The organism is Arenimonas sp. SCN 70-307 (assembly GCF_001724815.1).
In the GTDB taxonomy this organism is placed as follows: Bacteria; Pseudomonadota; Gammaproteobacteria; order Xanthomonadales; family Xanthomonadaceae; genus Arenimonas.
This window is the reverse complement of sequence record NZ_MEDO01000014.1, coordinates 278,830-305,130: the sequence shown is the minus strand read 5'-3', so window position 1 is coordinate 305,130 and position 26,301 is coordinate 278,830. Positions and strand designations below refer to the sequence as shown.

23 protein-coding genes and 1 pseudogene are annotated in these 26,301 nt (G+C 66.4%); 20 read left to right on the top strand and 4 right to left on the bottom strand.

Features of this window, described 5'->3' with window-relative positions; all coding sequences use genetic code 11:
- Nucleotides 1-14: 14 nt before the first annotated feature.
- From ABS41_RS07705 to ABS41_RS07690, 4 genes are all read right to left on the bottom strand, one after another.
- Entirely contained in the window at nucleotides 15-374 is a 360-nt protein-coding gene (locus tag ABS41_RS07705; RefSeq protein WP_290592570.1) for a type II toxin-antitoxin system PemK/MazF family toxin, read from the bottom strand.
- On the bottom strand, nucleotides 374-631 hold the full coding sequence (locus ABS41_RS07700) for an AbrB/MazE/SpoVT family DNA-binding domain-containing protein (protein WP_290592569.1): 258 nt from the start codon (nucleotides 629-631) through the stop codon (nucleotides 374-376). The genes ABS41_RS07705 and ABS41_RS07700 overlap by 1 nt, the downstream gene beginning before the upstream one ends.
- 130 nt (nucleotides 632-761) lie before the next feature.
- Nucleotides 762-1,451 carry an N-acetylmuramate alpha-1-phosphate uridylyltransferase MurU gene (gene murU / locus ABS41_RS07695; protein WP_290592567.1) on the bottom strand — a complete coding sequence of 230 codons (690 nt, stop codon included), beginning with the start codon at nucleotides 1,449-1,451 and terminating at the stop codon, nucleotides 762-764.
- On the bottom strand, nucleotides 1,448-2,464 hold the full coding sequence (locus ABS41_RS07690; protein WP_290592565.1) for a phosphotransferase: 1,017 nt from the start codon (nucleotides 2,462-2,464) through the stop codon (nucleotides 1,448-1,450). Before ABS41_RS07690 ends, murU begins: the two co-directional genes overlap by 4 nt.
- A 150-nt stretch (nucleotides 2,465-2,614) precedes the next feature.
- On the opposite strand from ABS41_RS07690, the gene ABS41_RS07685 reads away from it, so the two are divergent.
- The 20 genes and pseudogenes from ABS41_RS07685 (at nucleotide 2,615) to ABS41_RS07590 (ending at nucleotide 26,300) form a co-directional block, all read left to right on the top strand.
- Nucleotides 2,615-4,057: a mannose-1-phosphate guanylyltransferase/mannose-6-phosphate isomerase gene (locus ABS41_RS07685; RefSeq protein WP_290592563.1), complete on the top strand. Its 1,443-nt coding sequence runs from the start codon at nucleotides 2,615-2,617 to the stop codon at nucleotides 4,055-4,057.
- Nucleotides 4,058-4,178: 121 nt separating this feature from the next.
- A complete protein-coding gene (locus ABS41_RS07680) occupies nucleotides 4,179-5,321 on the top strand; it encodes an MraY family glycosyltransferase (RefSeq protein ID WP_290592561.1) in 1,143 nt (380 codons plus the stop codon).
- Nucleotides 5,322-5,412: 91 nt separating this feature from the next.
- A complete protein-coding gene (locus ABS41_RS07675) occupies nucleotides 5,413-6,135 on the top strand; it encodes a polysaccharide biosynthesis/export family protein (protein ID WP_290592559.1) in 723 nt (240 codons plus the stop codon).
- A gap of 23 nt (nucleotides 6,136-6,158) precedes the next feature.
- Nucleotides 6,159-8,447: a polysaccharide biosynthesis tyrosine autokinase gene (locus ABS41_RS07670; RefSeq protein WP_290592557.1), complete on the top strand. Its 2,289-nt coding sequence runs from the start codon at nucleotides 6,159-6,161 to the stop codon at nucleotides 8,445-8,447.
- Nucleotides 8,444-9,865 (top strand): J domain-containing protein, encoded by a 1,422-nt coding sequence (locus ABS41_RS07665; RefSeq protein WP_290592555.1) that lies wholly within the window; start codon nucleotides 8,444-8,446, stop codon nucleotides 9,863-9,865. Before ABS41_RS07670 ends, ABS41_RS07665 begins: the two co-directional genes overlap by 4 nt.
- On the top strand, nucleotides 9,852-11,075 hold the full coding sequence (locus ABS41_RS07660) for a hypothetical protein (protein WP_290592553.1): 1,224 nt from the start codon (nucleotides 9,852-9,854) through the stop codon (nucleotides 11,073-11,075). The genes ABS41_RS07665 and ABS41_RS07660 overlap by 14 nt, the downstream gene beginning before the upstream one ends.
- 124 nt (nucleotides 11,076-11,199) lie before the next feature.
- Nucleotides 11,200-11,655 carry a hypothetical protein gene (locus ABS41_RS07655; RefSeq protein WP_290592551.1) on the top strand — a complete coding sequence of 152 codons (456 nt, stop codon included), beginning with the start codon at nucleotides 11,200-11,202 and terminating at the stop codon, nucleotides 11,653-11,655.
- A 115-nt stretch (nucleotides 11,656-11,770) separates the two neighbouring features.
- On the top strand, nucleotides 11,771-13,189 hold the full coding sequence (locus ABS41_RS07650) for an IS1182 family transposase (RefSeq protein WP_290592549.1): 1,419 nt from the start codon (nucleotides 11,771-11,773) through the stop codon (nucleotides 13,187-13,189).
- Nucleotides 13,190-13,359: 170 nt separating this feature from the next.
- Nucleotides 13,360-14,745, top strand: a complete 1,386-nt coding sequence (locus tag ABS41_RS07645; protein ID WP_290592546.1) for an O-antigen ligase family protein — start codon at nucleotides 13,360-13,362, stop codon at nucleotides 14,743-14,745.
- 16 nt (nucleotides 14,746-14,761) lie between these two features.
- A complete protein-coding gene (locus ABS41_RS07640; protein WP_290592544.1) occupies nucleotides 14,762-15,088 on the top strand; it encodes a MarR family EPS-associated transcriptional regulator in 327 nt (108 codons plus the stop codon).
- A gap of 1 nt (nucleotide 15,089) precedes the next feature.
- Nucleotides 15,090-15,611, top strand: a complete 522-nt coding sequence (locus ABS41_RS07635; RefSeq protein WP_290592542.1) for a transcription termination/antitermination NusG family protein — start codon at nucleotides 15,090-15,092, stop codon at nucleotides 15,609-15,611.
- A gap of 102 nt (nucleotides 15,612-15,713) precedes the next feature.
- Complete coding sequence (gene tviB, locus ABS41_RS07630) at nucleotides 15,714-16,994, top strand: Vi polysaccharide biosynthesis UDP-N-acetylglucosamine C-6 dehydrogenase TviB (protein WP_290592540.1); 1,281 nt, start codon at nucleotides 15,714-15,716, stop codon at nucleotides 16,992-16,994.
- A gap of 3 nt (nucleotides 16,995-16,997) precedes the next feature.
- Nucleotides 16,998-18,005, top strand: coding sequence for a UDP-glucose 4-epimerase GalE (gene galE / locus ABS41_RS07625; RefSeq protein ID WP_290592538.1), 1,008 nt, complete (start codon nucleotides 16,998-17,000; stop codon nucleotides 18,003-18,005).
- Nucleotides 18,006-18,030: 25 nt separating this feature from the next.
- Nucleotides 18,031-19,025: pseudogene (locus tag ABS41_RS07620) on the top strand (dTDP-glucose 4,6-dehydratase).
- A gap of 1 nt (nucleotide 19,026) precedes the next feature.
- Nucleotides 19,027-19,911 carry a glucose-1-phosphate thymidylyltransferase RfbA gene (gene rfbA, locus ABS41_RS07615; protein ID WP_290592536.1) on the top strand — a complete coding sequence of 295 codons (885 nt, stop codon included), beginning with the start codon at nucleotides 19,027-19,029 and terminating at the stop codon, nucleotides 19,909-19,911.
- 265 nt (nucleotides 19,912-20,176) lie between these two features.
- The gene (locus ABS41_RS07610; protein ID WP_290593208.1) at nucleotides 20,177-21,097 is read left to right on the top strand and encodes a WxcM-like domain-containing protein; all 921 of its coding nucleotides are present in this window, start codon (nucleotides 20,177-20,179) and stop codon (nucleotides 21,095-21,097) included.
- Complete coding sequence (locus ABS41_RS07605) at nucleotides 21,094-22,182, top strand: DegT/DnrJ/EryC1/StrS family aminotransferase (RefSeq protein WP_290592534.1); 1,089 nt, start codon at nucleotides 21,094-21,096, stop codon at nucleotides 22,180-22,182. The genes ABS41_RS07610 and ABS41_RS07605 overlap by 4 nt, the downstream gene beginning before the upstream one ends.
- 365 nt (nucleotides 22,183-22,547) lie before the next feature.
- Entirely contained in the window at nucleotides 22,548-24,059 is a 1,512-nt protein-coding gene (locus ABS41_RS07600; RefSeq protein ID WP_290592532.1) for an O-antigen translocase, read from the top strand.
- Nucleotides 24,056-25,165 carry a hypothetical protein gene (locus tag ABS41_RS07595; RefSeq protein WP_290592530.1) on the top strand — a complete coding sequence of 370 codons (1,110 nt, stop codon included), beginning with the start codon at nucleotides 24,056-24,058 and terminating at the stop codon, nucleotides 25,163-25,165. The genes ABS41_RS07600 and ABS41_RS07595 overlap by 4 nt, the downstream gene beginning before the upstream one ends.
- Nucleotides 25,158-26,300 carry a glycosyltransferase gene (locus tag ABS41_RS07590; protein ID WP_290592528.1) on the top strand — a complete coding sequence of 381 codons (1,143 nt, stop codon included), beginning with the start codon at nucleotides 25,158-25,160 and terminating at the stop codon, nucleotides 26,298-26,300. Before ABS41_RS07595 ends, ABS41_RS07590 begins: the two co-directional genes overlap by 8 nt.
- The last annotated feature ends 1 nt before the right edge of the window (nucleotide 26,301 follow it).

Here is a 26,301-nt window from a genome sequence, read left to right as displayed (position 1 = left end):
CTTCGCTTCCTTGCCTAGCGGCGGCCAATCGCGATGATTTGGTCCAAGCTCTCGCAGGCCGCCTCAAAGACATCTTCCGGCGCCTGCTTCCATGGGTGCGCCTTCGCACCGCGAACGCGCCAATCGAGCGACTTCGGCTGGTTGGTGATGATGTAACCCGCACCGTCCGTGCCGTCGAGGCGCACCGCAAACGGGTTGGTCTCGTTATAGGCCTGCGTGCTCATCGGCAAGCCGATGACGATGCTCGTCTTGTCGTTCACCGCGCGCGGGGAGAGCACCAGCATGGGATGAAGCGACTTCATCTCGCGGCCAGCCTGCGGGTCGAAATTGATCCAGATGATGTCGCGCCGGTCCGGGACCCAGCGGCTCACCATCACGCGATCTCCGCCCCGACCGGGCCGTCGGCGAGCAGTTCGCCACCGTGCACCGCCGGATCGAACTTCTTGAGCTTCTGCGCCAGCGTCAGCTGGGGAAGGCGCTTCTTTGGCTTCACCACGACCATGCCGTCCACGGCTTCGACCGTGACCTCCTGGCCATTGAGCAGGCGGGCCTGGCGCGCAACGGCGGACGGGATGCGCACGGCAAGGCTGTTGCCCCAGTGCAGGACCTTGAGCTCGGCTTTGGCGTTCACGGGATGGTACTCCCAGTAATGTTGATACGAGTCTATACGCCCAAGACCGGGGTATCAACACGTATCAACATGAACTGGACTTGGCGGGAGCGAGTCTTCCAGGGCGTAGTCGTTCCGGCCCCGTCCGGGGCTACCGGTTGAGTGCGGCAAGGCGCTCGGGGGTGCCGACATCGGTCCAGGCGCCGCGGTGGTGTTCGCCGGTGACGGCGCCCGCGCGCATCGCCGCGCGCAGCAGCGGCGCCAGGCGGAATCGCGGCGGATCAAGCTCGGCGCCGGCGGCCGCGCCGATGCTCGTGCGCCAGTTGGCGAACAGCGCCGGGCGATATATGCCGATGCCCGAAAACGTCAGCCGCGACTCGCCGGCCGCCAGCACCTGGCCGTCGGGCTGCAGCGCGAAATCGCCTTCCGGGTTGTGCCCGGGGTTGTCCACCAGCACCAGGTGCGCGAGCCCCGCGGGCTCGTCGGGCAAGCGCGCGAAGTCGTAGTCGCACCAGATGTCGCCGTTGATGGCGATGAAGGGTTCCTCGCCCAGCAGCGGCAGCGCATGCAGCATTCCGCCGCCGGTTTCCAGCGGCTCGGGGCCTTCGTAGGAATAGTGCAGGCGCAGGCCCCAGCGGCTGCCGTCGCCCAGCGTCGGCTCGAAGCACTGCGCCAGCCACGAGGCATTGAGCACCACCTCGCGCACGCCGCGCGCGGCGAGGCGCTCGAGATGCCAGGCCACCAGCGGCTTGCCGCGAACTTCCAGCAGCGGCTTGGGCGTGGTGTCGGTGAGCGGGCGCATGCGCTCGCCCTTGCCGGCGGCGAAGACGAGGGCCTTCATGGCGCAGGCAGGGTGAGGTCGCGGCCGGCGATGGCCGATTCGAGCAGGGCCACCAGTGGCGCGGTTTCGGCGTGGCGGGCGCCGACGTCGCGCACGTACTTCCATACCAGCGGCAGGTCCATCAGGTAGCCGGCCTTGCCGTCGCGGTACCAGAGGCGACAGAAGATGCCGAGCACCTTGATGTGCCGCTGCAGGCCCATCAGGTCGAAGGCGCGCAGGAAGGCGGCCTCGCCCGGCACGGCGAAGCCGGCCGCGGCGAGCTTCTCGCGGTAATCCAGCGCCCAGCCCTGCACGCGCTCGGCGGGCCATTCGATGTAGCAATCGCGCAGCAGCGAGACCAGGTCGTAGGTGACCGGGCCGCGCACGGCGTCCTGGAAATCGATCACGCCGGGGCTGGCCACCTCGGTGACCAGCAGGTTGCGCGAGTGGTAGTCGCGGTGCACGAACACCTGCGGCTGCGACTGCGCGCTCGTCACCAGCGCGCGGAACGCGGACTCGACCACGTCCCACTGCTCGCACTCGGGCACGACGCCCAGGTGGCGCTTGAGGAACCACTCCGGCATCAGCTCCATCTCGGCCACCAGCCGCGCCTCGTCGTAGTCGGGCAGGCCGGTGGTGTCGGCGCGCAGCTGCATGGCCAGCAGCGCGTCCATGGCCTCGCCGTAGAGGCGGTCGGCGCTGGTGGCGGTGAGTTCGGGCAGCAGGGTGCGGTTGCCCAGGTCTTCCATCAGCACGAAGCCGCGCTCCGGGTCGGCGGCCTGGATGTCGGGCACGTGCAGGCCGGCCTGCGCGAGGCGGCCGGCGATCTCGAGCCAGGGGCGGATGTCCTCCTTGCCCGGCGGCGCATCCATCACGATCCAGTCGCGGCCGGCCGAACGGGCGCGCCAGTAGCTGCGAAAGCTGGCGTCGTTGGACGCGCGCTCCAGCGGCGCCTCGGGGTCGCCCAGGGCCTGGCGGGTCCACTGCAGGCGAAGTTCGGCGCGGTCGGGCAGGGGGGTGCGGGCGGTGGTCAAGATCGGGCTTTCAGCAAGGTGAAGTGGCCTGATTATGCGCAGGGGCGGGGCCGCAAGGGCAGGGGTGGGAATTCTTCCCGGGTATCACGGGTGTCGGGCCCTAATCAGCGCGTGGCATCATCCGCGCAGATCACATTTAGGCCGAACCCCATGTCCACCCTCGTCCCAGTCCTGCTCTCCGGCGGCTCCGGCACGCGCCTGTGGCCGCTTTCGCGCGAGATGCACCCCAAGCAGTTCCAGCCGCTGGTGGGCGAGAAATCACTGCTGCAGGCCACCTGGGAGCGCCTGCAGGGCCTGCCGGGCATGGCCGCGCCGATCGTGGTGGCCAACGAGGAGCACCGCTTCATGGTGGCCGAGCAGCTGCGCCAGCTGGGCGCCAGCGCCTCGGCCATCGTGCTCGAGCCGGTGGGCCGCAACACTGCCCCGGCCATCGCCGTGGCCGCGCTGCAGGCCATGGCCGGCGGCGAGGATCCGCTGCTGCTGGTGCTACCGTCGGACCACGTCATCGCCGACCCGGCCGGTTTCCGCGCGGCCGTGCAGGAAGCACGGCGGGGCGCGGCGGAGGAGGGCAGCCTGGTGACGTTCGGCATCGTGCCGACGGCGGCCGAGACCGGATACGGCTACATCAAGGCGGGTGGGGATGTCGGGCCCGAAGGCCCTCCCACAGGGGGCGTGCGGGCCGTGGAGCGGTTCGTGGAGAAGCCGGACCTGGCCACCGCCGAGGCCTACGTGGCCAGCGGCGACTACTTCTGGAACTCGGGCATGTTCCTGTTCCGGGCCTCGCGCTACCTGGCCGAGCTTGAAACCCATGCGCCCGCCATCCTGGCCGGCGCGAAAGCCGCGCTGGCCGGCGCCGTGCGCGACGTGGACTTCCTGCGCCTGGACCGCGCCGCCTTCGAGGCCTGCCCCAGCGATTCGATCGACTACGCGGTGATGGAAAAGACCACCGCCGCCGCCGTGCTGCCCATCAACGTGGGCTGGAACGACGTGGGCAGCTGGAGCGCCCTGTGGGAAATCGCCGACCAGGACCCGGACGGCAACGCCCACCACGGCGACGTGCTGGCCCTGGGCTGCCGCAACACCCTGGCCTGGGGCGGGCGCCGGCTGGTCAGCCTGCTGGGCCTGAAGGACGTGATCGTGGTGGACACCGACGACGCCCTGCTGGTGGCCGCCCGCGACCAGGTGCAGCAGGTGAAGGACATCGTCGCCCGCCTGAAGGCCGAGGGCCGCCCCCAGGCCAGCATCCACCGCAAGGTGTACCGGCCCTGGGGCAGCTACGACGGCATCGACAGCGGCGAGCGCTTCCAGGTCAAGCGCATCGTGGTCAAGCCCGGCGCCGCGCTGAGCCTGCAGATGCACCACCACCGCGCCGAGCACTGGATCGTGGTGCAGGGCACCGCCCGCATCACCTGCGAGGACAAGGTGTTCATGCTCAGCGAAAACCAGAGCACCTACATCCCCCTGGGCAGCAAGCACCGGCTGGAAAACCCCGGCAAGGTGCCGGTGGAGCTGATCGAGGTGCAGTCGGGCAGCTACCTGGGCGAGGACGACATCGTCCGCTTCGAGGATGTGTACGGCCGCGGCGCCCGCTGATTCGCTGTCAAGCGGGCGAGAAAAATTCCTGAACGTGGAATGTGAAACATTTTCATAGGAGCCCGGCTGCTACCCTGTGCAGGCTGGCCCCGAACCACCGCCCGAGTCCGTTTACCTACGCATGGAACTGATCGAACTCTGGCAACAGCTCGAGCCGCGCAGCTGGCTGCGGGCGCTGTCCACCTTCGCGCTGGTGGCGCTGCTGATCCCCGTCAGCCTGCCGCTGGCCCGCCGCTGGGGCCTGATGGACAACCCCGGCGGCCGCAAGCAGCACGACGGCGCCATCCCCGTCACCGGCGGCGCGGTGATCCTGCTGGGCCTGCTGGCCAGCTATGCGCTGTTTGAAACCAGCTGGACCGTGCGCACCATCGTGTTCATCAGCGGCGCCGTGGTGCTGGTGGTGGTGGGCCAGCTCGACGACAAGTACGACCTGCGCTGGACCTGGCGCATCAGCGTACAGGCCCTGGCCGCGCTGGCCATGGCCTGGCTGGCCGGCGTCACCGCCCACAACCTGCAGGACGTGTTCGGCTTCGCGGCCGCCAACATCGGCCTGCTGGCGATTCCGTTCACCGTGTTCGCGGTGGTGGGCGTCATCAACGCCCTGAACATGGCCGACGGCGTGGACGGCCTGGCCGGCTCGCTGGCGCTGGTCTCGCTGGCCCTGTTCACCTGCTTCGCACTCTACGCCGGCGACCTGTACCTGGCCGAGCGCCTGCTGGCCCTGGGCGGCGCGGTGCTGGGCTTCCTGCTGTGGAACAAGCGTTCGCCGTGGCTGCCGCGGGCCAAGGTGTTCCTGGGCAACGGCGGCAGCATGCTGCTGGGCTTCATCCTGGCCTGGGCGGCGCTACGCCTGACCCAGAACCCGGCCCACCCGGTGTCGCCCGTGCTGGGCCCCTGGACCCTGGCCCTGCCGCTGATTGATTGCGTGGTGCTGATGCTGCGCCGCTGGCGCAGCGGCGCCTCGCCCTTCAAGGCCGACCGCAACCACATGCACCACCTGCTGCTCGATGCCGGCTTCACCCCGGGCAAGGTGACGGTGATCATGGCCGGCGGCTCGCTGGCCCTGGGCCTCGCTGCCGCCGTGGCCGTGAAGCTGGGCGTGTACCGCCCGGCGCTGGTGGTGCTCTTCCTGGGGCTGCTGCTGGGCTGGTACATCTTCACGCGCCGCCGCGACGTGGCCGTGGCCCGGCTGGCCCGCCTGCGCGGCGGCGCCCCGGTGCCGGCCGCGGCGCTGGAGGCGGCGCGGGAGACGGGCGAGCATTGAGACCGCCGGGCCAGCCGGTCCGCCTGCGCGGGTTTTGGCTTAGGCTGTCGGCAAGCCCATAATCCTTTCCCCCCGGATGAACGGACTGATGATGAAGCACTGCCTGACCCGATTCGCCCTGCTGCTGGCCCTGGCCTTGCTGGCCGGCTGCGCCACGTCCACCAGCGAATCGGTGCGCAGCGGCACCGCCCGGGCGGTCACCGCCACCAGCGAACTGGGCGTGCCCGACAGCACCAGCGCCAGCGGCGCCTACACGGGTGCTTCGGAGTACCGCGTTGGCGCCCAGGACCTGCTGGAAATCAGCGTTTTCCAGGTGGCCGAGCTCAACCGCACCGTGCGCGTGAACAGCAACGGCCAGATTTCCCTGCCGCTGGTGGGAGTGGTGGTGGCGGGCGGCAAGACCGTGCAGGAGCTCGAGGCCGAGATCGCCGGCAAGCTCAACGAAACCTACCTGCAGGACCCGCAGGTGAGCGTGTTCGTGAAGGAATTCACCAGCCAGCGAGTCACCCTCGAAGGCGCCGTGCGCAAGCCGGGCATCTACCCGGTGACCGGCCGCACCAGCCTGCTTCAGGCCATCGCCCAGGCCGAAGGCGTGACCGAGCTGGCCAACCTCGACGGCGTGGTGGTGTTCCGCACCGTGGAGGGCCAGAAGATGGCCGCCGTGTTCAGCCTCAACCAGATCCGCGCCGGCGACGCCGAGGACCCCCAGATCTTCGGCGACGACATCATCGTGGTCGACCAGTCGGGCGCCAAGACCGGCCTGCGCAACATCCTGCAGACCGTGCCCATCTTCAACCTGTTCCGTGTGTACTGACGGCCCCAGCAGGAAACCAGTGAATGTCTGAGAACAAGGACCCCGGCGCGGCCGGCGAGGGCGGACAGCTGCCCGCCACGCAAGCGGCCGTTGAACGCCAGCAGGCCCTGGTGGCCGCGCGCCAGCAGGCGCTGAGCCTGGACGTGCGCGGCCAGGACGCCGCCGACAGCGACGAGATCGACCTGCTGGCCTACTGGCGCATCCTGGTCAAGCGCCGCTGGACGGTGCTGGGCGCCGCCGGCATCGTGCTGGTGACGGCGCTGGTGGGCACGCTGCTGATGACGCCGATCTACCGCGCGTCCACCTCGCTGCAGATCGACCGCGACACCATCCGCGTGGTGGACGTCGAGGGCGTGACGCCGATGGAAGGCAATGCCAACGACTTCTTCCAGACCCAGTACGAGCTGCTTAAGAGCCGCGCGCTCGCGCAGCGCGTGGCCTCGCAGCTGGGGCTGGCGGAAGGCGACCAGCTCGAGCGCCTGAACCCGCCGTCGCCGTGGCAGGCGCTGAAGGGCCTCGTTAGCGGTAGCGACGACGAGGAGCTGACCGAAGCCGAGATGTCGGCCCGCGAGGCCGCGGCCACCGGCTACATCATGCGCGGCCTGACCGTGGAGCCCGTGCGCAACTCGCGCCTGGTGCGCGTGCACTTCGACAGCCCCGACCCGGAGTTCTCGCAGCGCGCGGCCAACGCCATCGCCGAGGCCTTCATCGCCAGCAACCTCGAGCGTCGCTTCGATTCGAGCTCCTACGCCAAGACTTACCTCGAGGACCGCCTGCAGGAGCTCAAGCTCAAGCTCGAGGACTCCGAGCGGCAGCTGGTGGAGTTCGCGCAGAAGGAGCAGATCGTCTCCAGCGGCGAGGGCAGCGCCAACCTGAGCGAGCAGAACCTGGGCAGCCTCAACGCCGCCCTGGCCGAGGCCAGCCGCGAGCGCATCCGCGCCGAGGCGCGCTGGCGCCAGGCGCAGGCCTCCAGCGGCACGGTGCTGCTGGGCGAAATCGGCGAGAACTCCATCATCAAGTCGCTGCAGGAGCGCCGCGCCACGCTGCAGGCTGAGTACCAGGACAAGCTGCGCCTGTACAAGCCGGCCTTCCCGGCGATGGTGCAGCTCAAGGGCCAGATCGACGAGGTGGAGCGCCAGATCGGCGTGGAGGTGGCCAACATCAAGTCGGCCATCCAGGCCGAGTTCCTGGCCGCGCAGGAGCAGGAACGCCTGCTCAACGAGCAGATGAGCGGCCTGAAGAACGAGGTGCTGGACCTGCAGAGCCGCTCGATCCAGTACAACATCTTCAAGCGCGAGGTGGACACCAACCGCCAGCTCTACGACGGCCTGCTGCAGCGCTACAAGGAAGTGGGCGTGGCCGGCGGCGTCAGCACCAACAACATCGCCGTGGTGGACCGCGCCCAGCGCGGCTACAAGTTCAAGCCCAGCCTCACCCGCAACCTGGCGCTGGGCCTGCTGGCCGGCCTGATGCTGGGCGTGCTGCTGGCGCTGGCCTTCGAGTACCTGGACGACACGCTCAAGTCTCCGGAAGACCTGGAAAAGCAGCTGGGCCTGAGCGTGCTCGGCGTGATCCCGCTGCTGAAGGCGCCGATGACCCCGGCCAAGGCGCTGGAAGACCCGCGCTCGGCCTTCGCCGAGGCCTACCGCTCGGTGCGCACCGCGCTGCAGTTCGCCACCGACAGCGGCGTGCCGCGCTGCCTGCTCGTCACCAGCGCCACGCCCGCCGAAGGCAAGAGCACCACCGCGCTGACCCTGGCCAAGGCCTTCGCGCAGCTGGGCAAGCGCGTGCTGGTCATCGACGGCGACCTGCGCAACCCCTCGCTGCACCGCGCCCTGAACAAGCCCAACGATGCCGGCCTGAGCAACTACCTGGCCGGCGCCGCCAAGGCGACGGAAGTGATCCTGGCCACCGACATCCCGGGCCTGATGTACATGCCCACCGGCCCGCTGCCGCCCAACCCGGCCGAGCTGCTGATGGGCCCGAAGATGGTGAGCCTGGTGTCGATCGCCAGCGAGAAGTTCGACCAGGTGATCATCGACGGCCCGCCGGTGATGGGCCTGGCCGACGCGCCCATCCTGGCCAACCTGGCGCACGGCACCCTGCTGGTGGTGGAAGCCGGCGAAACCCGCATTGGCGTGGGCAAGAACGCGCTCAAGCGCCTGTACGCCGCCCGCGCCCACGTGATCGGCGCGTTGCTGACGAAGTTCAGCAGCAAGCACGCCGGTTATGGCTACGGCTACGGGTACGGCTACAACTACTACAGCTACGGCCAGCAGGCCGAGCCCAAGAAGCTGGCGCGCAGCCGGTGACGGCAGGGGTGGGCCAGGCGCTGGAGCAGGCCCTGGCCTACTGGCGGGCCCCGGCCCTGCTGGCCGCCGCCCGCCAGCGCCCGCTGCCCGACGATGTGCTGGAAGTGGTGCGCATCGCCGCCGGCGACCGCGTCACCGCCGAGTTCGCCGCGGCCGCGCTGGGCACCAGCGCCGACGAGCTGTGCGAGGCCGCGCCTTTCTACCTGCAACAGCTGCTGTTCGCCCCCGGCGCCAGCAGCTACCGCGTGCTGGGCGTGAACCCCGACGCGCCCGACGCCCGCATCAAGGAACACTACCGCTGGCTGGTGCGCTGGCTGCACCCCGACCGCAACCCCGACGAATGGGAAGCGCTGTACGCCGACCGCGTGAACCGCGCCTGGCAAGACCTGCGCCAGCCGGAGAAGCGCGCGGCTTACGACGCTGGCCTGGCAGACGGCTGGGGCGAGGATGCCGCCGTCGGGCCTGAAGGCCCTCCCACAAGAACCGCATCCCCTGCAGGAGCGCCTTCAGGCGCGAATCTTCGCTCCACTCCGGTGGATGCGCCGATCCTCTCCGCCCGCACCACCCAACGCCTCCCCATTATCGTGCTCGGCAGCTTCGGCCTCCTGGCCGGCGCCCTGCTGGCGCTGATGTGGTACGCCCAGAACCCGCGCACCCCGCGCACGGCGATGCCGCCCGTTGCCATCGCCGCCGAGCCGGCGGTTGCCGAGACGCCCACGGAGGCCGTTGCGGTGATCCCGGCGGCCGAAGCCGGCGTGGTCGCGACGGCAAGTGAACCAAGCGAGCCCCCCGCGCCCACACCCCCTGTAGGAGCGCCTTCAGGCGCGAATCCCCAACTCGCCACCACCCCTGCAGGAGGGCCTTCAGGCCCGACCCCGCGCACCCCCAAACCGCCCACGCCGCCGCCCGCCGCCCCGGCGCGCGCCGTCCCCAGCGTCACTCCGGCACCTACAACCGCTGCCGCTGCCACCGCCACCGCCACCGCAGCCAGGCCAGCACCAGCGATCGCCGCACAGCCCGCAGCGCCCGCTCCCCAGCCCGAAGCCACGCCGACCCCCATCACCGAGCAGGAAGCCCTCGCCCTGCTCGAACAATTCACCACCGCCTACCGCCGCGGCGACCTGCGCGCCCTGATGCGCCTGTTCACCCGCGACGCCACCAACAACCGCGGCGGGCGCGCCGAAATCGCCTACGACTACCAGGAACTCTTCGACGACAGCGACGCCCGCGAACTGCGGCTGACGCCCAACGGCTGGCTGCAGGGCGAAACCAGCGCCACCGTGCTGGCGCGCTTCGAGGCGCGCGTCAGCCGCGCCGGCCGCTGGCGCACCGGCCGCAGCGAGGGCGAGATCCGCTTCGACCTGGCCCGCGAAGACGGCGTGCTGCGCATCAAGACCATCCGCCATGACGAACGCTAAGCGCCTTGGGTTCTGGGCGGCGGCGGGCCTTCTCGCCTTCGCCGCCTGGCGCGTGGCCAGCCTGGGCCTGGCCGATCACTACGCTGAAACCAACCCCGAGCGTGCGCTGTTCTGGCGCGACGACCACCCCGTGGCCTTGCTGCGCGCGGCCGAAGCCGCTGCCGAAGACCCGGCCCGCGCCGCCGACGCCAAGGCTTACGCCGAGCAGGCCCTGCAGGCCGACCCGCTGGATGGCCGCCCCTACCGCGTGCTGGCCCGGCTGGCCCTGGCCGCCGGCGACGAGGCCAAGGCCGCCGACCTGTTCAAGATCGCCGCCCGCCGCGCCCCGCGCGACCTGCCCGCGCATGCCTGGCTCATCGACCACCACCTGCGCAACGCCCGCCCCACCGAGGCCCTGGGCCACATCGACACGATGCTGCGCGTGCAGCCCGCGCTGTTTCCACGCTTCGAGCCGCTGCTGCTGGCCCTGGCCGCCGCCGAGCCCGCCCACGCCCCGCTGGCCGAGGCGCTGGCGAAGCAGCCGCCCTGGCGCGGCCGCTTCCTTTCCCTGGTGGCCAGCAAGAGCACCGACCTCGACGCCGTGGCCCCGCTGTTCGATGCCGTTCGAAAAGCCCCGGGCGGCCTGTCCGGCAACGAACTCGGCCCCTGGCTGGACCGCCTCGTGCGCGAGGGCCGGGTGGGGCAGGCCTACCTGCTGTGGGCCGCCAACCTGCCGCCCGAGCGCCAGGCCCGCCTGGGCAACGTGTTCAACGGCGGCTTCGAGCACGCGCCTGAAGCGGTAGGCTTCGACTGGCGCATCGGCCGCGTGGCCGGCGCCCGCATCAGCCGGCTGGCGGGCGAGGGCGTGGGCGGGCGGCTGGCCCTTCAGTTGGCCTTCGAGGACCGCCGCGTGCCCTTCAACCACCTGCGCCAGATGCTGGCCCTGCCGCCCGGCAACTACCAGCTGAGCCTGCGCGCCCGCCCCGACAACCTGCGCACCGAGCGCGGCCTGGTGTGGGAAATCAGCTGCGTGAAGGGCGGCGCCCCGCTGGCCGCCACCGCGCCGCTGCGCGGGCAGGGCGGCTGGCGCGAACTGGCCGTGGCCTTCACCGTGCCCGAAGACTGCCCGGGCCAGTGGCTGGCCCTGCGCCTGCCCGCGCGCATACCCGCCGAGCAGCGGATTGGCGGGCGGGCCTGGTTCGATGACCTGAAAATCACCCGGGTTCCGTAGCCTTCATGAACGCGTAACCTGTTGAACTTACAAAGGGCCGGGAAAAATTCCTGCTTGCACCGGCCCCCCGCCAGCGGTAACCTGCCAACGATTGCCGCCCCCACGCCCCCGAAAGGAGCGAACCATGATCCGCATCGCCACCGCCATCGCCGCCACCCTGCTGGCCTCCAGCGCGCTCGCTTCCGAGCCCGTGGCCACCCTGTCCGCCCAGGAAGGCACCGTGCTGGTGAACCAGGGCGAGGAGTTCGCCACCGCCGCCGAGGGCCAGGCCCTGCAGGCCGGCGACCGCGTGATGCTGATGGAAGGCGCCAGCGCCACGCTCACCTTCGCCGACGGCTGCGCCCTGCCGCTGGAAGCCGGCTCGCTGCTCGAGGTTCCGGCCGTGTCCACCTGCGCCGGCGCCGTGGCCAACGTGCAGAAGATCGGCCCCACCTACGCCCAGGCCGTGGGCTCGCGCGCCCGCGACAACGACGGCGCCGTGCTGGTCTTCACCGGCGTGGCCGCCGTGATCGTGTGGGACCTGATGAGCAACGACTTCAGCATCACCGACCCGCCGCCGGCCCCGCCGATCAGCCCGTAAACGGCTGCCGGCCCGGACGCGAAAGGCCACCTTCGCAGACTGTGTAAAAACACTGTTCAGACGGCCCGGAAGTTGAAGACAATGCCCGCAACGTCAGTTGCGGGCATTGTTTTTTATGGCCTTTGTGCGCGGTGATGACCGGGGGCAGTCGACGCTCTTTCCGCTCTCCTTGGACGAGTTGGTGCCGGCCGAGCATGTGTGCCGGGTGATCGAGGCCTTCGTCCGGCGGCTGCCGCTGTCTGGGCTGGGGTTTGGCAAGGCCCAGCCCAAGGGGACGGGGCGACCGCCCTATGATCCGGCCGACCTGCTCAAGCTGTACCTGTACGGCTATCTCAACCAGGTTCGCTCCTCGCGCCGGCTTGAACGCGAGTGCCAGCGCAACGTCGAAGTAATGTGGTTGCTGGGCCGGCTGGCGCCGGACCACAAGACCATCGCCCAGTTCCGGCGTGACAACGGCAAGGCGCTGCAGCGGGCCGGAGCCGAGTTTGTGCGGTTCTGCCAAGGCGCGGGCCTGGTCCGCGGGGAGTGGGTGGCCATCGACGGCTCGAAGTTCCGGGCCGTGGCCAGTGGCAAGGCCGTGGTGGGGCTGGACGAACTGAGTCGCCAGCAGGCGCAGCGCGCCCAGCGCATGGCGGAGTATCTGGACCAGCTCGACGCCGCCGATGTGGGCGAGGCCGAGCCGGCGATCGACCCGGCCGCCGTTCGCCAGGCCTTGGCGGTGCTGGCCGACGAGCAGGCGGCTGCGGCGGCCTTGGCCGGGACCATCGAGGCCGAGGGGCGCCGGCACCGGGTGATGACCGAACCCGAGGCCCGGCCCTTGAAGGGAGTGGGCCCGGGCTACAACGTGCAGACGGCGGTGGACGGGGCGCATGCCCTGATCGTGGCGCATGCCGTGGTCACGGACGCGGGCGACAACCGCTGCCTGCAGCCGATGGCCGAGGCGGCGCGTGATGCCTTGGGGGCGACCCAGCTTTCGGTGCTGGCCGACACCGGCTACTCCAACGGTTCACAGGCGGCCGCGCTGGAAGCGCAGGGGATCGAGGTCCACGTGCCGGCGCACCGGTCGAGCAACTCCCACGGAGGTGGCGGATTGTTTGATCGCAGCGCCTTCGCTTACGACGCCGACCAGGATGTCCTGAGGTGTCCGGCGAGCCGGACGCTTACGCGCAAGCAGCTGATGCGTAAGGACCATTGCGTCAGTTACCAGGCCGATCCGCGGGACTGTGGGGCCTGTCCACTGAAACCCCAATGCACGGTGGGGTCGCGTCGGATTGTGACGCGCCACCTGAATGAGGATGCCCTTCAGCGAATGCAGGCCCGTGCGACGCCGGAGGCGATGAGGCGCCGGCGATGCACGGTGGAGCACCCGTTCGGGGGGCTGAAGTACCGGATCTTCGAGCACCCGCGATTCCTGTTGCGTGGGTTGGCCGGTGCCGGTACAGAGATAGCGATCGCCACCTTGGTGTGGAACCTGAAGCGGGCGATGAAGGTGATGGGGGCAGGCCCCCTGCAGGCTCGGCTGGCGGCCGGCTGACGGCGCATCGGATCCAGAAACAAAGAACGCCCCTCACGGGGCGTTCTTTGGGGCCGGGCCCGCAGTCCGTTCTAACACAGACTGTTCGGGTGGCCTTTCGTTTTGGCGGGTTTGCGCGGGCGAAAGTTTCGGCCGCGAACCGCAGCACGCCTCGGCTATCATCGAAGGCGATGCACTTCGACGAGCTGCCCGCACGAATGCACCTGCCGCTGGCGGCCGCCGTGCTGGCCAGCGCGCTGGTGCTGGGCGGCGGGCAGGGCGGCCCGGGCGACAGCGCGGTGCAAGCGCTCGCGCTGTGCCTGGTGGCGCTGTGCCTGTGGCGCCACGCCACCGAGCCCGGCGCCACGCTGCCGCGCAGCGCCTGGCTGGCTGCGCTGATGCTGGCCTTGCCGCTGCTGCAGCTGCTGCCCGTTCCGGGTGCGCTGTGGCTGATGCCCGCGGCGCGCACCGAGATTGCCGCCGAACTTTCGGCCGCCGGCGTGGACATTCCCTCGCGCTGGAGCCTGGTACCCCTGGCCACCGAACGCGCGCTGCAGTGGCTGCTGCCGGCGGCGGCGCTTTACCTTGCGGCGCTGCAGCTGGGCGCCGAGCAGCGCAGCACCTTGCTCAAGCTGCTGGTGCTGGCCGCCGCCGCCAGCGTGGTGCTGGGCCTGGCGCAGCTGGCCGGCGGAAAGGACAGCGCGCTGCGCTTCTATGCCATCACCAACCCCAGCGAAGCCGTGGGCTTCTTCGCCAACCGCAACCACCTGGCCAGCCTGCTGGCGGTGGCGCTGCCGCTGGTGGTGGTGGGCACGGCGCGCTGGCTGGCCAAGCGCGACGAGATGGATGCGCGCACGCTGCTGGGGCTGGTGGCCGGCATTGGCTTCGTGGCGTTGTTGATCCTCGGCATCGCACTGGCGCGCTCGCGTGCGGGCCTGGTGCTGGGCATGGTGGGCCTGCTGGGCTGCCTGCCCATCGTACTGGGCCTGCGCCGCCGCCGCGGCACCCGCCGCGCGCTGGCCGTGGCCGTGGCGCTGGGCCTGACGCTGTCGGTGCAGTTCGCGCTGTTCGGCATCCTGCAGCGCCTGGAAAAGGATCCGTTCGAAGACACCCGCTTCCGCCTGCTGCCGGTTGCCGAGAGCGTGGCACGCGAGCACTGGCCGCTGGGTGCGGGAATGGGCGGCTTCCGTCGCGCCTTCGAAGCGGAAGACCCGGCGCCGGACAACGCCTACGTCAACCACGCCCACAACGACTGGGCCGAGCTTTGGCTGGAAGCCGGCTGGCCCGGCTGGGCCCTGGTGGGCGGTGCCGTGGCGGCGCTGCTGGTTTCCGGCTGGCGGGTGTGGCGCCCCAGCCGCGCCGCCAGCCCCGGCCAAACCGCCATCGCCCGCGCCGCCTGGCTGGCCCTGCTGCTGCTGGCCCTGCATTCCCTGGCCGACTACCCGCTGCGCAAGACGGCGCTGCTGGCCGTGGCCGGCGTGCTGGCCGGCTGCGTGGCCACCGCGCCCGGCCGAGAAAAAGCCGCCTTGCCGGCCGGCGGGGCGGGGCGTAACGTAGGCCCTGCGTTCAGCCCCTGAACGTAGGGGAGAACCAATGCCGCCCACCGACGAATTGAGCGTGGCCATCCTGCGCCAGCTGGAGGCCAGCCCGGACGCCAGCCAGCGCGAGCTGGCGCGCAGCACCGGCGTTTCCCTGGGCAAGCTCAACTTCGCCCTGCGCGCCCTGGTGGACAAGGGCTGGGTGAAGGTGGGCAACTTCAGCCGCAGCCAGCACAAGCTGGGCTATGCCTACCTGCTGACGCCGCGCGGCATCGAGGCCAAGGCAAAGCTCACGCAGGCCTTCCTTGCCCGCAAGATGAGTGAATACGACGCGCTGCGCGCCGAGATTGAGCGCCTGCAGCGTGAAGTGGAGAGCGGCTGACATGTTGCGCTGGTACTGCGTGCACACCCGCCCGCGCGCCGAGGCCCAGGCCTTGGAGCACCTGCGCCGGCAGGGCTTCGAATGTTTCCTGCCGCGCCTGCGCCGCGGTGTGCTGCGCGTGCGCGGCGGGCGGCGGCAGGTGGTGACCGAGGCGCTGTTCCCGCGCTATCTGTTTCTGTGCGCCGATGCCGACGTGACGAGCCTGGCACCGGTGCGTTCAACCCGCGGCGCGGTGGACTTGGTGCGCATCGCGGGCCAGCCGGCCTGTGTGCCGGATGACTTCATCGCCCGGCTGATAAGCGACGCGGACGGGGAGGGCGTGATCACCCTGCCTGAACCGCGATTCCAGCCCGGGGAGCGGGTGACCATCAATGACGGTCCGCTGGTCGGCTTGGAGGCGCTGTATGCCCGTGCCGAGGGCGAGCATCGCGTCATCGTGCTGGTCGAGCTGTTGGGCGGGGCGCAGGAAATCCTGCTGCCGCGCCACGTGCTGAAAGCCGCCAAGGTTGCCAACGCTGCCTGACGCGGCCAGCCCATCCCGGCGTTACACAACCTGCAACCCCGGCCCGACGGACGCGCCCACGCAACCGTAGGGCGGTAGCGTGCCCGAAGAAGAGGAAAGCGAATGACCCGACTCGAAGACACCCACATCGCCATCATCGGCCTGGGCTACGTGGGCCTGCCGCTGGCGGTGGAGTTCGGCAAGCATTTCGACACCATCGGCTACGACATCCGGGGGGCGCGCATCGCCGAACTGCGCGAAGGCCGGGACAGCACCCTGGAGTGCAGCGCCGAGGAGCTGGCGGCGGCCACGCGGCTGCGCTACTCCACGCTGCTCCACGATATCCGCAGCTGCAACGTCTACATCGTGACGGTGCCTACGCCGATTGATGACGCCAAACGGCCGGACCTGACGCCGCTGGTGAAGGCCAGCGAGGCCATTGGCAGTGTGCTAAAGAAAGGCGACATCGTCATCTACGAGAGCACGGTGTACCCGGGCTGCACCGAGGAGGACTGCGTGCCGATCCTGGAGCGAGTCAGCGGCCTGAAATTCAACCAGGACTTCTTCTGCGGCTACAGCCCTGAGCGCATCAACCCGGGAGACAAGGGGCACCGCCTGCCCAACATCAAGAAGGTGACCAGCGGCAGCACGCCGGAAATCGCGGACGTCGTGGACGCGCTCTACGGCCGCATCATCACCGCCGGCACCCACAAGGCGCCAAGCATCAAGGTGGCCGAGGCGGCCAAGGTGATCGAGAACACCCAGCGCGACCTCAACATCGCCCTGGTGAACGACCTGGCCATCCTGTTCAACAAGCTGGGCATCGACACCCTGGACGTGCTGGAGGCGGCGGGCACCAAGTGGAACTTCCTGCCGTTCCGGCCGGGCTTGGTGGGTGGGCACTGCATCGGCGTGGATCCGTATTACCTGACGCACAAGGCGCAGCAGGTGGGGCATCACCCGGATGTGATCCTGGCCGGGCGACGCACCAACGACGGCATGGGGGCCTACGTGGCCGAGCAGGTCATCAAGCTGATGGTGCGCAAGGGCATCAACCCGGTGAGGGCGCGGGTACTGGTGCTGGGGTTGGCGTTCAAGGAAAACTGTCCGGATCTCCGTAATACCCGGGTCGTGGACATTGTCCATGCGCTAGAGGCATACAACGCCAACGTGGATGTGAACGACCCTTGGGTGGACGCGGTGGAGGCGCAGCACGAGTATGCCCTCTCGCCGATTGAGTCCCCCGAACAAGGCAGCTACGACGCCATCGTAGTGGCCGTGGGTCACGACAAATTCCGCCAAATGGGCGCGGAAGGTGTGCGAGCCTTCGGCAAGCCAGAGGGCAGCGTGGTGTTCGACGTCAAGAACACCTTGCCGCGGAGCGCAGTAGATGGGCGGCTCTGACCCATGAGGCTGCTCGTCACTGGCGGCGCCGGCTACATCGGTAGCCACACTTCTGTCCTGCTGCTTGAGGCCGGGCACGACGTCACTGTCATCGACAATCTGTGCAACAGCTCCCCTATGGCACTGGAGCGCGTGCAGGAACTGGCTGGCAGGAGTCTGCGCTTCGTGGAGGGCGATGTCCGGAGCCGCGAAGATCTCAACCGCGCGTTCGAAGGTGGAATTGATGCTGTCATCCACTTGGCCGCCCTCAAGGCCGTGGGCGAAAGCTGCGAGAAGCCACTGCGCTACTTCGAAAACAACATTGGCGGCACGATCTGCCTGATGCAAGTCATGGAGGTTCATGGCGTGCAACGGCTTGTTTTCTCTTCGTCCGCAACCGTTTACGGCCAGGCTGAGAGTGTTCCGGTCAGAGAAGACGCGCCGCTGCGGGTCACCAACCCCTACGGTCGCACCAAGCTGGTCATGGAGCAGCTGATCCAGGACTGGTGCGCGGCGCAACCAAAGGCCAGCGCGGTCCTGCTTCGGTATTTCAACCCGGTGGGTGCACACCCCAGTGGAAGGATCGGTGAGGACCCGCGAGGTGAGCCTAATAACTTGATGCCATACATCGCCCAAGTTGCCCTGGGGCGTCGAGAGTTCCTTAGGGTCCATGGCGACGACTATCCGACAATCGATGGAACCGGAGTTCGCGACTACCTGCACGTAATGGATCTCGCAGACGCCCACCTGAAAGCGCTCAAATATGCTGTCGCTAATCCCGGGTGCGGGGTCTTCAACCTTGGCACCGGTCGCGGCTATTCGGTCCGGGAAATGGTGGCGGCGTTCGAAGTAGCGTCGGGCAGAGAGATCCATTGCAGGATAGGGGGGCGTCGCGCAGGCGATGTGAGTGAGTTGACTGCCGATCCGTCCCGCGCGAATGAGATTCTTTCGTGGCGGGCCGCGCACGATCTAGCTGCGATGTGCGCTGATACATGGCGATGGCAGCAACAAAACCCGACCGGATATGAGTGAGCAGGTGCGTGGGAAGGGAGCAGGCATGAAGACTTGGCTGGTCACCGGCGGCGCCGGTTTCATCGGCGGCAACTTCGTGCTCGACGCCGTCGCGTCGGGCGTGAAGGTCGTCAATCTTGACGCGCTGACCTATGCGGGCAACCGCGACACCCTGGCGGCGCTGGACGGCAATCCCCTGCATGTGTTCGTGCAGGGCGACATCGGCGACCGCGCGCTGGTCTCGCGCCTGCTGGCCGAGCACCGCCCCGACGCGGTGCTCAACTTCGCCGCCGAAAGCCACGTCGACCGCAGCATCGACGGCCCCGGCGCCTTCGTGCAGACCAACGTGGTGGGCACCTTCCACCTGCTCGAGGCCGTGCGCGGTTACTGGAAATCGCTTGATGCGCAAGGCCAGTCGGCGTTCCGCTTCCTGCACGTGTCCACCGACGAGGTGTACGGCTCGCTGGGCGACGAAGGCCAGTTCCGCGAGGGCGCGCCTGGCACCACACCTACGGGCTGCCGGTGCTGACCACGAACTGCTCGAACAACTACGGCCCGTTCCAGTTCCCGGAAAAGCTCATCCCGCTGGTGATCCAGAAGGCCCTGGCCGGCGAGCCGCTGCCGGTGTACGGCGACGGCCGCAACGTGCGCGACTGGCTGTACGTGAAGGACCACGTGGCGGCCATCCGCCGCGTGCTCGAGGCCGGCCGGGCGGGCGAGACCTACAACGTCGGCGGCGACGCCGAGCGCCAGAACATCGAGGTGGTGAAGGCCATCTGCGCGCTGCTCGACCAGCGCCGCCCACGCGCCGACGGCCAGCCGCGCGAGTCGCAGATCACCTTCGTGAAGGACCGCCCTGGCCACGACCGCCGCTATGCCATCGACGCCGGCAAGCTGCAGGCCGAGCTCGGCTGGCGCCCTTCGGTGAGCTTCGAGCAGGGCCTGGCCGCCACCGTGGACTGGTACCTGGCCAACACGGCCTGGGTGGCGCGGGTGCTCGATGGCAGCTACCGTCTGGAACGCATCGGCCAGGAGGCCTGACATGCAGCGCAAAGGCATCATCCTCGCCGGCGGCTCGGGCACGCGGCTCTATCCGATCACGCAGTCGGTGAGCAAGCAGCTGCTGCCGGTGTACGACAAGCCGATGATCTACTACCCGCTGAGCGTGCTGATGCTGGCGGGCATCCGCGAGGTGCTGGTCATCAACACCCCGCACGAGCAGGAACTGTTCAAGCGCCTGCTGGGCGACGGCAGCCAGTGGGGCATGCAGATCGACTACGCCGTGCAGCCGAGCCCGGACGGGCTGGCGCAGGCCTTCCTGATCGCCGAGGCGTGGCTGGCCGGCGCGCCGAGCTGCCTGGTGCTGGGCGACAACATCTTCCACGGCGACGGCCTGACCGAGCGCCTGCAGCGCGCCGGCGAGCGCGGCCACGGCGCCACGGTGTTCGGCTACTGGGTGCGCGACCCGGAGCGCTATGGCGTGGCCGAGTTCGACGCCGGCGGGCGGGTGGTGGGGCTGGAGGAGAAGCCGAAGCAGCCCAAGTCGAACTACGCCGTCACCGGCCTGTATTTCTACGACGGCCGGGCGCCGGCGTTCGCGCGCAGCCTCAAGCCGTCCCCGCGCGGCGAGCTGGAGATCACCGACCTCAACCGCTGCTACCTCGACGAAGGCGCCCTGCACCTCGAGCAGCTGGGCCGCGGCTACGCCTGGCTCGACACCGGCACGCACGGCTCGCTGCTGGAGGCGGCGAACTTCATCGAGACCATCGAAGCGCGCCAGGGCCTGCGGGTGTGCTGCCCGGAGGAAATCGCCTGGCAAAACGGCTGGATCAGCGACGCGCAGCTGCGCACGCTGGCCGAGCCGCTGGCCAAGAGCGGCTATGGCGAGTACCTGCTGGGCCTGCTGGGCCGCGGAGTGGTGCGGTGAAGGTGATCGAGACCGACCTGCCGGGCTGCCAGGTGCTGGGGCCGCGGATGTGAGGTAAGGATCGCCGGAAATATGAGAAGGCGATGCCCTGCGGTATATAGCAACTGTGCCGGGATGTGTAGTGACTGAAAGAATGAAGGGGTTCCAAGAGCAGGCGGAATTCCCTCAGGCTTCCTCGGGAAACAGGCTAAGCAAACAACGAACTTTCGTGAGTCCTAAGCAAGAGAAACTCAGTGATGTATCCGTACACACTATCGGGAATGTCATGACGCCAAAAATTCATCCCTCCGCAGATGTCCAATCCTCAGCCATAGGTGGCGGAACTCGAGTCTGGCAGTACGTGGTGATACTTCCTGGCGCTGTGGTCGGTCATGACTGCAATATATGCGCCCATTGCTTGATCGAGAATGATGTAATCGTCGGTAATCGCGTCACAGTAAAATCAGGCGTCCAGTTGTGGGACGGGTTGCGAATTGGCGATGACGTATTCATTGGGCCAAACGTTACTTTCACCAACGACAAGTTCCCGCGAAGCAAGCAACACCAGGAAGTTCTTGAGCTGACGGAGATTGATAATCACGCATCTATTGGAGCAAATGCGACCATACTGCCTGGAATCAAGATTGGTCGGCGGGCGATGGTCGGGGCGGGATCGGTTGTGACCCGGTCAGTGCCGCCAAATGCCATTGTTACAGGTAATCCTGCGCGCATTGTTGGTTATGTGGATGCTAAATCGAACGCGCCTGCCGGTGCGAAAGGCGAAAGCTCCGCATCATCCGATGCAGATCCGCGACTACATCAGTTGCCTAGGGTCGTAGACATGCGCGGTAGTCTAACCGTAGGCGAATTCGAGCGATCCATTCCGTTCCCGGTGAAGCGATACTTTGTGGTTTTTGATGTTCCTAGTATCGAGACGCGAGGCGAGCATGCACACCGAGAATGTCACCAGTTCTTGGTTTGCGTTAGCGGTCAAGTGAGTGTGGTGGCTGATGACGGTAAGTCGCGCCGTGAGTTTCTTTTGAATCGCCCTGATATCGGATTGCATCTTCCACCTTTGACTTGGGGGATCCAATACAAATACTCTAAGGATGCTGTGCTGCTTGTCTTCGCTTCCCACTATTACGACAGCGAGGATTACATCCGGGATTACCAAGAATTCTGTGAAATCGTGGGCGCTCTAGCATGATTCCGTTTCTGGATCTGAAGGCGCCGCATGTAGAGTTGGGTGAGGAGATCAACGACGCGATTGCCCGTGTGGTCAATTCGGGTTGGTACATACTTGGCCCTGAAGTGGATGCATTTGAGACCGAATTCGCAAGCTACTGCGAGGCATCCTACTGCGTCAGCGTAGCCAATGGCCTCGATGCACTTCACCTTGCCTTGCGTGCCATGGATGTCGGTTCTGGCGACGAGGTCATCGTGCCGTCCAACACCTATATCGCCACATGGTTGGCCGTCAGTCAGTGCGGTGCGATGCCGGTGCCTGTGGAGCCGGTGAAAGCAACTTACAACCTGGATCCGGATCGCATCGAGGCGGCTATCACCCCGCGCACCAAGGTGATCCTGCCGGTTCACCTTTATGGTCAGCCTGCCGACCTGGATCCCATCCTGGCTCTTGCCCGCAAGTACGGGTTGCGTGTGCTTGAAGACGGTGCCCAGGCGCATGGTGCGCGCTACAAAGGCCAGCGCATAGGGTCGCACGGCGATGCGGTTGCTTGGAGCTTCTACCCAGGAAAGAACTTGGGTGCGCTAGGTGATGGTGGCGCGGTCACCACCAACGATCCAAAAGTCGCGGACCGTATCCGCGTGTTGCGTAATTACGGCTCGCGCGTGAAATACGTTAACGAGGTGCAGGGCTACAACAGCCGTCTGGATCCGATCCAGGCGGCAGTGCTGCGAGTCAAGCTGAAGCGTCTGGACGAATGGAATGCGCGTCGTGCGGCAATCGCGCGCCAGTATCTTGATGGGTTGGCAATGACTGATCTGCTGCTGCCTGAAGTGCCTGCGTGGGCGCAGCCCGCTTGGCACCTGTTCGTGGTGCGGCATGCGCAGCGCGATGCATTGCAGGCAAAGCTGACCGAGGTAGGCGTGGGTTCGTTGATCCATTACCCGATTCCACCACACAAGCAGGCCGCGTATTCCCAGGCAGGTTTTGCTCACAATGCGTTCCCGCTTGCGTCGCTCATGGCGAGCGAAGTATTGAGTCTGCCGATGGGGCCGCAACAGAGTGAAGAGCAGACGCGGGCCGTGATTGAAGCTTGCTTGGCATAACAAGGAATTCGCCGGTTGCAGTGAAAAGCGGCGCGGACGCTTAGATCAAAAACTGTATTCGCGAAATACGTGAGCACTCATATATTTCAAGCGGACCGGGTTCTCTATTCGGCGCCGATGTCGAGGTGCTCGGCAGGGGGCTCCTTGGGATACAGCTGGACCAGCGGTCCATCTCCCAGTCTGAGTGGCCTGCTCCAGTGGTGATCGAGGACAGTGTTTTTATCGGATCCAACGCTCGAGTGCTGAACTATTTGCGAATCGGAAAGGAAGCGGTAACTGCCCATTCGTCACTTGTGGCGTGCAACGCCCCACCGGTGGCGATAGTCGGGGTCGTTCCAGCAGAAGTCATTCGCACGTTTAATTAGATGACGAATTCCTACGGCCAGATCTTGCGCTCGTCGTCCATCATGGGCGGGGCGCAGGCAATCAATTATCTGGTCGCCCTGCTGCGCGTAAAGGTTGTTGCGGTGCTACTGGGGCCGGCAGGCGTAGGTGTTATCGGGATGTACACCTCGGCCACCAGTCTGCTGGGCACCGTCACCGGTCTCGGTTTGAAGGGCAGCGCGGTGCGCGCAATCGCGCAAGCTCAGGGCAAGGACGATCCACTGGCCGTGGCCCGCACCGTACGCATGCTGCGGCGGCTGGTCTGGGCCACCGGCCTGCTGGGCTGGCTAGCGAGCATCGCGCTCGCGTTGCCCCTGAGCCGCCTGATGTTCGAGTCCACGCAGCATGCCTGGGCGCTGGCAGTGCTGGGCGGCATGTTGTTGTTGACCGCAGTCAGCGACGGGCAGGTGAGCCTGTTGCAGGGGCTTCGCCGAATCGACGACATCGCCCGTGTGCAAATTGCTGCGGCGGTACTGAACACGGCCGTCACCATCGGCCTATACGCATGGCTTCGTAAGGACGGCATCGTGCCGGTGCTGCTGGCGAATGCGACGATTACCTTGCTCTGCAGTTGGTCGTTTGCTCGGCGCGTACAAGTGCCGGCAGTCCCAATGGACTGGACTGGGGCTGTGGCCGAAGCCATGCCGCTCCTGCGCCTGGGCTTGGCGATGATGTGGGGCGGTGTGCTCACCCTGGCGCTGGACCTGTACATACGCACGCTGATCGCCCGAACTTTGGGGGTGGACGCGGCGGGAATCTACCAGGCTGCTTGGGCTCTGTCAGGCATGTTCGCAGGTTTCGTGCTGGGCGCGATGGGCACCGACTTCTACCCCCGCCTGACGGCCGTGATCCACGATCGCGCGGAGGCGGTGCGGGCAGTCAACGAGCAGACCGAAATCGGAATTTTGCTTGCGGTGCCCGGGCTGCTGGCCACGCTGACGTTCGCGAAGTGGATGGTATGGGCGCTGTATTCAGCCAAGTTCGCGCCTGCGGCGGACGTGCTGGTGTTGATGGTTCTGGGCGTATTCGGGCGAGTGCTGTCCTGGCCGATGGGATTCATTCAGCTGTCACTGGGGGCAGGGCGCTTGTTCATGACCACCGAGGCAACCTTTTTGGCCATACAGGGGCTGCTTGCGACCTGGCTGGTGCCACGGAATGGAGTCGCTGGTGCAGCGCTTGCGTTCGCACTGTGCTACCTGCTCTACACAGCGGGCATGGCGTGGGTGGGGCATCGCCTCATCGGGTTTCGCTGGTCGCGCGGAGCCCTTAGCCTAGTAGTGTCGGCGGCAGGTCTCGTCACATTGGCCTTCGCCGCTCAGCGCTTTCTTGATGGCGCGATGGCTCTGATACTCGGGTCGACAATATGTCTCACGGGCGCGCTTTGGAGCATGCGTAGTCTTGCCCAGAGACTCCCGATGAATAGTCGTCTAGTCACAGCATTAGAACGGATTCCTGGAATCCGCGCCATTCTATTTCTTGGGAAAAGCAAATGAAAAGAAAGCCGCGGATTTTCCATGGACTAGTTAACTACGGAACTCAGTCCGGCGTTCTAGCAATGTACCTTCGTAGGTTGGGCTATAGGGCGGTGTCGGTAACGAGGCCAGACGCGTTTGGGAGGGTGACAGACGTGTCACTACCTCATGGAGGGAATCTGTTTCAGAAAATTGCGAGGCATGCCTGGGCGCGCATCTACCTTGCATATTGTTTCTTTACCAATGAAATATTCCATTTCTACTTCGGAACAACGCTGGCCAACGGCCAGTGGGACTTGCCGCTTTATCGGATATTCGGGAAAAAGGTCGTTATGGAATATCTCGGCAGTGACGTTCAGAAATATGGAGTCAGCGTTGGCAAATACAAGTGGACAAATATCCGTTACAAGCAGACGCCAGAGGAGGGTTTGGCTTCCGACCGCAGGATTGATAAGCGTCTGGCTCGCGAGCGTAAATACGCGGACAAGCTATTGGTATGTGCCCCTTGCTATTCCGAGTTCGTAACCGACGCAGAATTGTTGCCACTGGCAATCGACCTGGAGCAATACGAGTTCACCCCTTTGCCGGCATTCCAAGGAACCTTCAGGCTAATGCACGCGCCCACCCATCGGGGCAACAAGGGTACATCGTACATCCTTGATGCCGTTGAGCGATTGAAATCCGAGGGCCATGCGATAGAACTCGACCTCGTCGAGGGCGTTTCACATGAGGAACTGAAAAGGCGATACCGGAAATGTCACGTCTTCATCGATCAAATCGTCGCAGGCTGGTACGGCACTGCATCCATAGAAGCCCTAGCTATGGGCCGTCCTACGGTTGTTTCTATTAGGGATTCCTACATGGAGCACTTCCCCGTTGAACACGAACTGCCGTTCTTCAACGCGGATCCTGATTCGATATACGATGTCCTGAGAGGCGTACTCGGGTTGACGCCTACACAGCTCCAGGACTCGGCGCAACGGGGTCGCGAGTTTGTCGAAAGTGTCCATGATGCTTCAGTGGTTGTGAGAAAGCTCGTTTCAATCTACGAAGGTCTCTGGCGTGCGTTCCCAAGAACTCATCTGGTTACTGAGCGCCCCCTGAAAGGTCAGCGTAGAGATGGCTAGAAGCTACCTGATTGTCAGTTACTCGTTCCACCCAGGCAACTCTCCCCGTGCCAACCGCACGACGGAGCTGGCCAAGGAACTGTGCAGGCAAGGTCACCCGGTAACAATACTGACGCCGCACCGTTCCGGGCAGACTGCGCTTGCAACTGAGTATGGAATGACGATGGCGGATCTTGGTCAGGACACATGGCCGGAGATTCCTATTTCTTTCAGGGGGGGCTGGAATCTGGTGCCACGCGCCGTCAGGCGCGCTCTGCAATTGATGTTCGATTACCCATCCATCCAGCTCGTGTGGCGTACCGCCAGAGCCTTGGAAAGGCTCCCGAAGCATGACGTGCTGATCTCAATCGCGGCCCCCCATTCGATTCATTGGGGAGTAGCACTAGCCCACCGTCGTGGCCACATGCCGGCTGACGTATGGCTTGCAGATTGCGGTGACCCCTACATGGGTCAGGAAAATGACTCCTTTCCTGTCATGCCGTATTTCAGCATTCCAGAAAGGTCATTCTGCCGGCGTGCCGACGCTGTTGTAGTGCCTGTCGAAGGAGCGAGGGATGCTTACTATCCGGAATTCAGCGGCAAGATCCACGTGATACCGCAGGGGTTTCGTTTTGCCGACTACCAGCAACTCAAGGCGATTTCACCACGGCGTGATGGTGTGGTCCGGTTTGGTTACGCCGGACTGTTCATACCGGGGCGCCGCGACCCCAGCGCCTTTCTCCAGCATCTGGTCCAGCGGAAGGATTCTTTCGAGTTCCACGTATTCACAAAGAGCCCGGAGTTGGTGGTCCCGTTCGCCAGACGCGATTCGCGAATCGTACTACGTGACATCCTTCCGAGAGCGCAGGTGATGGAGGAACTCGCAGCCATGAATTTCGTCGTCAATTTTGAAAATGCTGGGGCCCGACAAACGCCAAGCAAGCTAATCGACTACTGGCTATGCGGACGACCCATTCTCAACGTGCGTGGGAATGACCTGGCAATCGAGGTGATTGATCAGTTCCTTTCCGGCCACTACGAAGCGGCCTTGAAGATCGACCAACCGGAGCGCTACGAAATTTCCAATGTCGTGCGGCAGTTCGACCGCCTGGCCGACGAGTCGTTGTCGCGAAAGTCGAGGCGCCAGGCATACTGAC

Bases quoted from the DNA above. Each gene is read 5' to 3' on its own strand.
- ABS41_RS07705 (WP_290592570.1), bottom strand. From the start codon at position 374: ATGGTGAGCCGCTGGGTCCCGGACCGGCGCGACATCATCTGGATCAAT.
- murU (WP_290592567.1), bottom strand. From the start codon at position 1,451: ATGAAGGCCCTCGTCTTCGCCGCCGGCAAGGGCGAGCGCATGCGCCCG.
- ABS41_RS07685 (WP_290592563.1), top strand. From the start codon at position 2,615: ATGTCCACCCTCGTCCCAGTCCTGCTCTCCGGCGGCTCCGGCACGCGC.
- ABS41_RS07680 (WP_290592561.1), top strand. From the start codon at position 4,179: ATGGAACTGATCGAACTCTGGCAACAGCTCGAGCCGCGCAGCTGGCTG.
- ABS41_RS07675 (WP_290592559.1), top strand. From the start codon at position 5,413: ATGAAGCACTGCCTGACCCGATTCGCCCTGCTGCTGGCCCTGGCCTTG.
- ABS41_RS07670 (WP_290592557.1), top strand. From the start codon at position 6,159: ATGTCTGAGAACAAGGACCCCGGCGCGGCCGGCGAGGGCGGACAGCTG.
- ABS41_RS07660 (WP_290592553.1), top strand. From the start codon at position 9,852: ATGACGAACGCTAAGCGCCTTGGGTTCTGGGCGGCGGCGGGCCTTCTC.
- ABS41_RS07655 (WP_290592551.1), top strand. From the start codon at position 11,200: ATGATCCGCATCGCCACCGCCATCGCCGCCACCCTGCTGGCCTCCAGC.
- ABS41_RS07650 (WP_290592549.1), top strand. From the start codon at position 11,771: ATGGCCTTTGTGCGCGGTGATGACCGGGGGCAGTCGACGCTCTTTCCG.
- ABS41_RS07645 (WP_290592546.1), top strand. From the start codon at position 13,360: ATGCACTTCGACGAGCTGCCCGCACGAATGCACCTGCCGCTGGCGGCC.
- ABS41_RS07640 (WP_290592544.1), top strand. From the start codon at position 14,762: ATGCCGCCCACCGACGAATTGAGCGTGGCCATCCTGCGCCAGCTGGAG.
- ABS41_RS07635 (WP_290592542.1), top strand. From the start codon at position 15,090: ATGTTGCGCTGGTACTGCGTGCACACCCGCCCGCGCGCCGAGGCCCAG.
- tviB (WP_290592540.1), top strand. From the start codon at position 15,714: ATGACCCGACTCGAAGACACCCACATCGCCATCATCGGCCTGGGCTAC.
- galE (WP_290592538.1), top strand. From the start codon at position 16,998: ATGAGGCTGCTCGTCACTGGCGGCGCCGGCTACATCGGTAGCCACACT.
- rfbA (WP_290592536.1), top strand. From the start codon at position 19,027: ATGCAGCGCAAAGGCATCATCCTCGCCGGCGGCTCGGGCACGCGGCTC.
- ABS41_RS07610 (WP_290593208.1), top strand. From the start codon at position 20,177: ATGACGCCAAAAATTCATCCCTCCGCAGATGTCCAATCCTCAGCCATA.
- ABS41_RS07605 (WP_290592534.1), top strand. From the start codon at position 21,094: ATGATTCCGTTTCTGGATCTGAAGGCGCCGCATGTAGAGTTGGGTGAG.
- ABS41_RS07600 (WP_290592532.1), top strand. From the start codon at position 22,548: ATGACGAATTCCTACGGCCAGATCTTGCGCTCGTCGTCCATCATGGGC.
- ABS41_RS07595 (WP_290592530.1), top strand. From the start codon at position 24,056: ATGAAAAGAAAGCCGCGGATTTTCCATGGACTAGTTAACTACGGAACT.
- ABS41_RS07590 (WP_290592528.1), top strand. From the start codon at position 25,158: ATGGCTAGAAGCTACCTGATTGTCAGTTACTCGTTCCACCCAGGCAAC.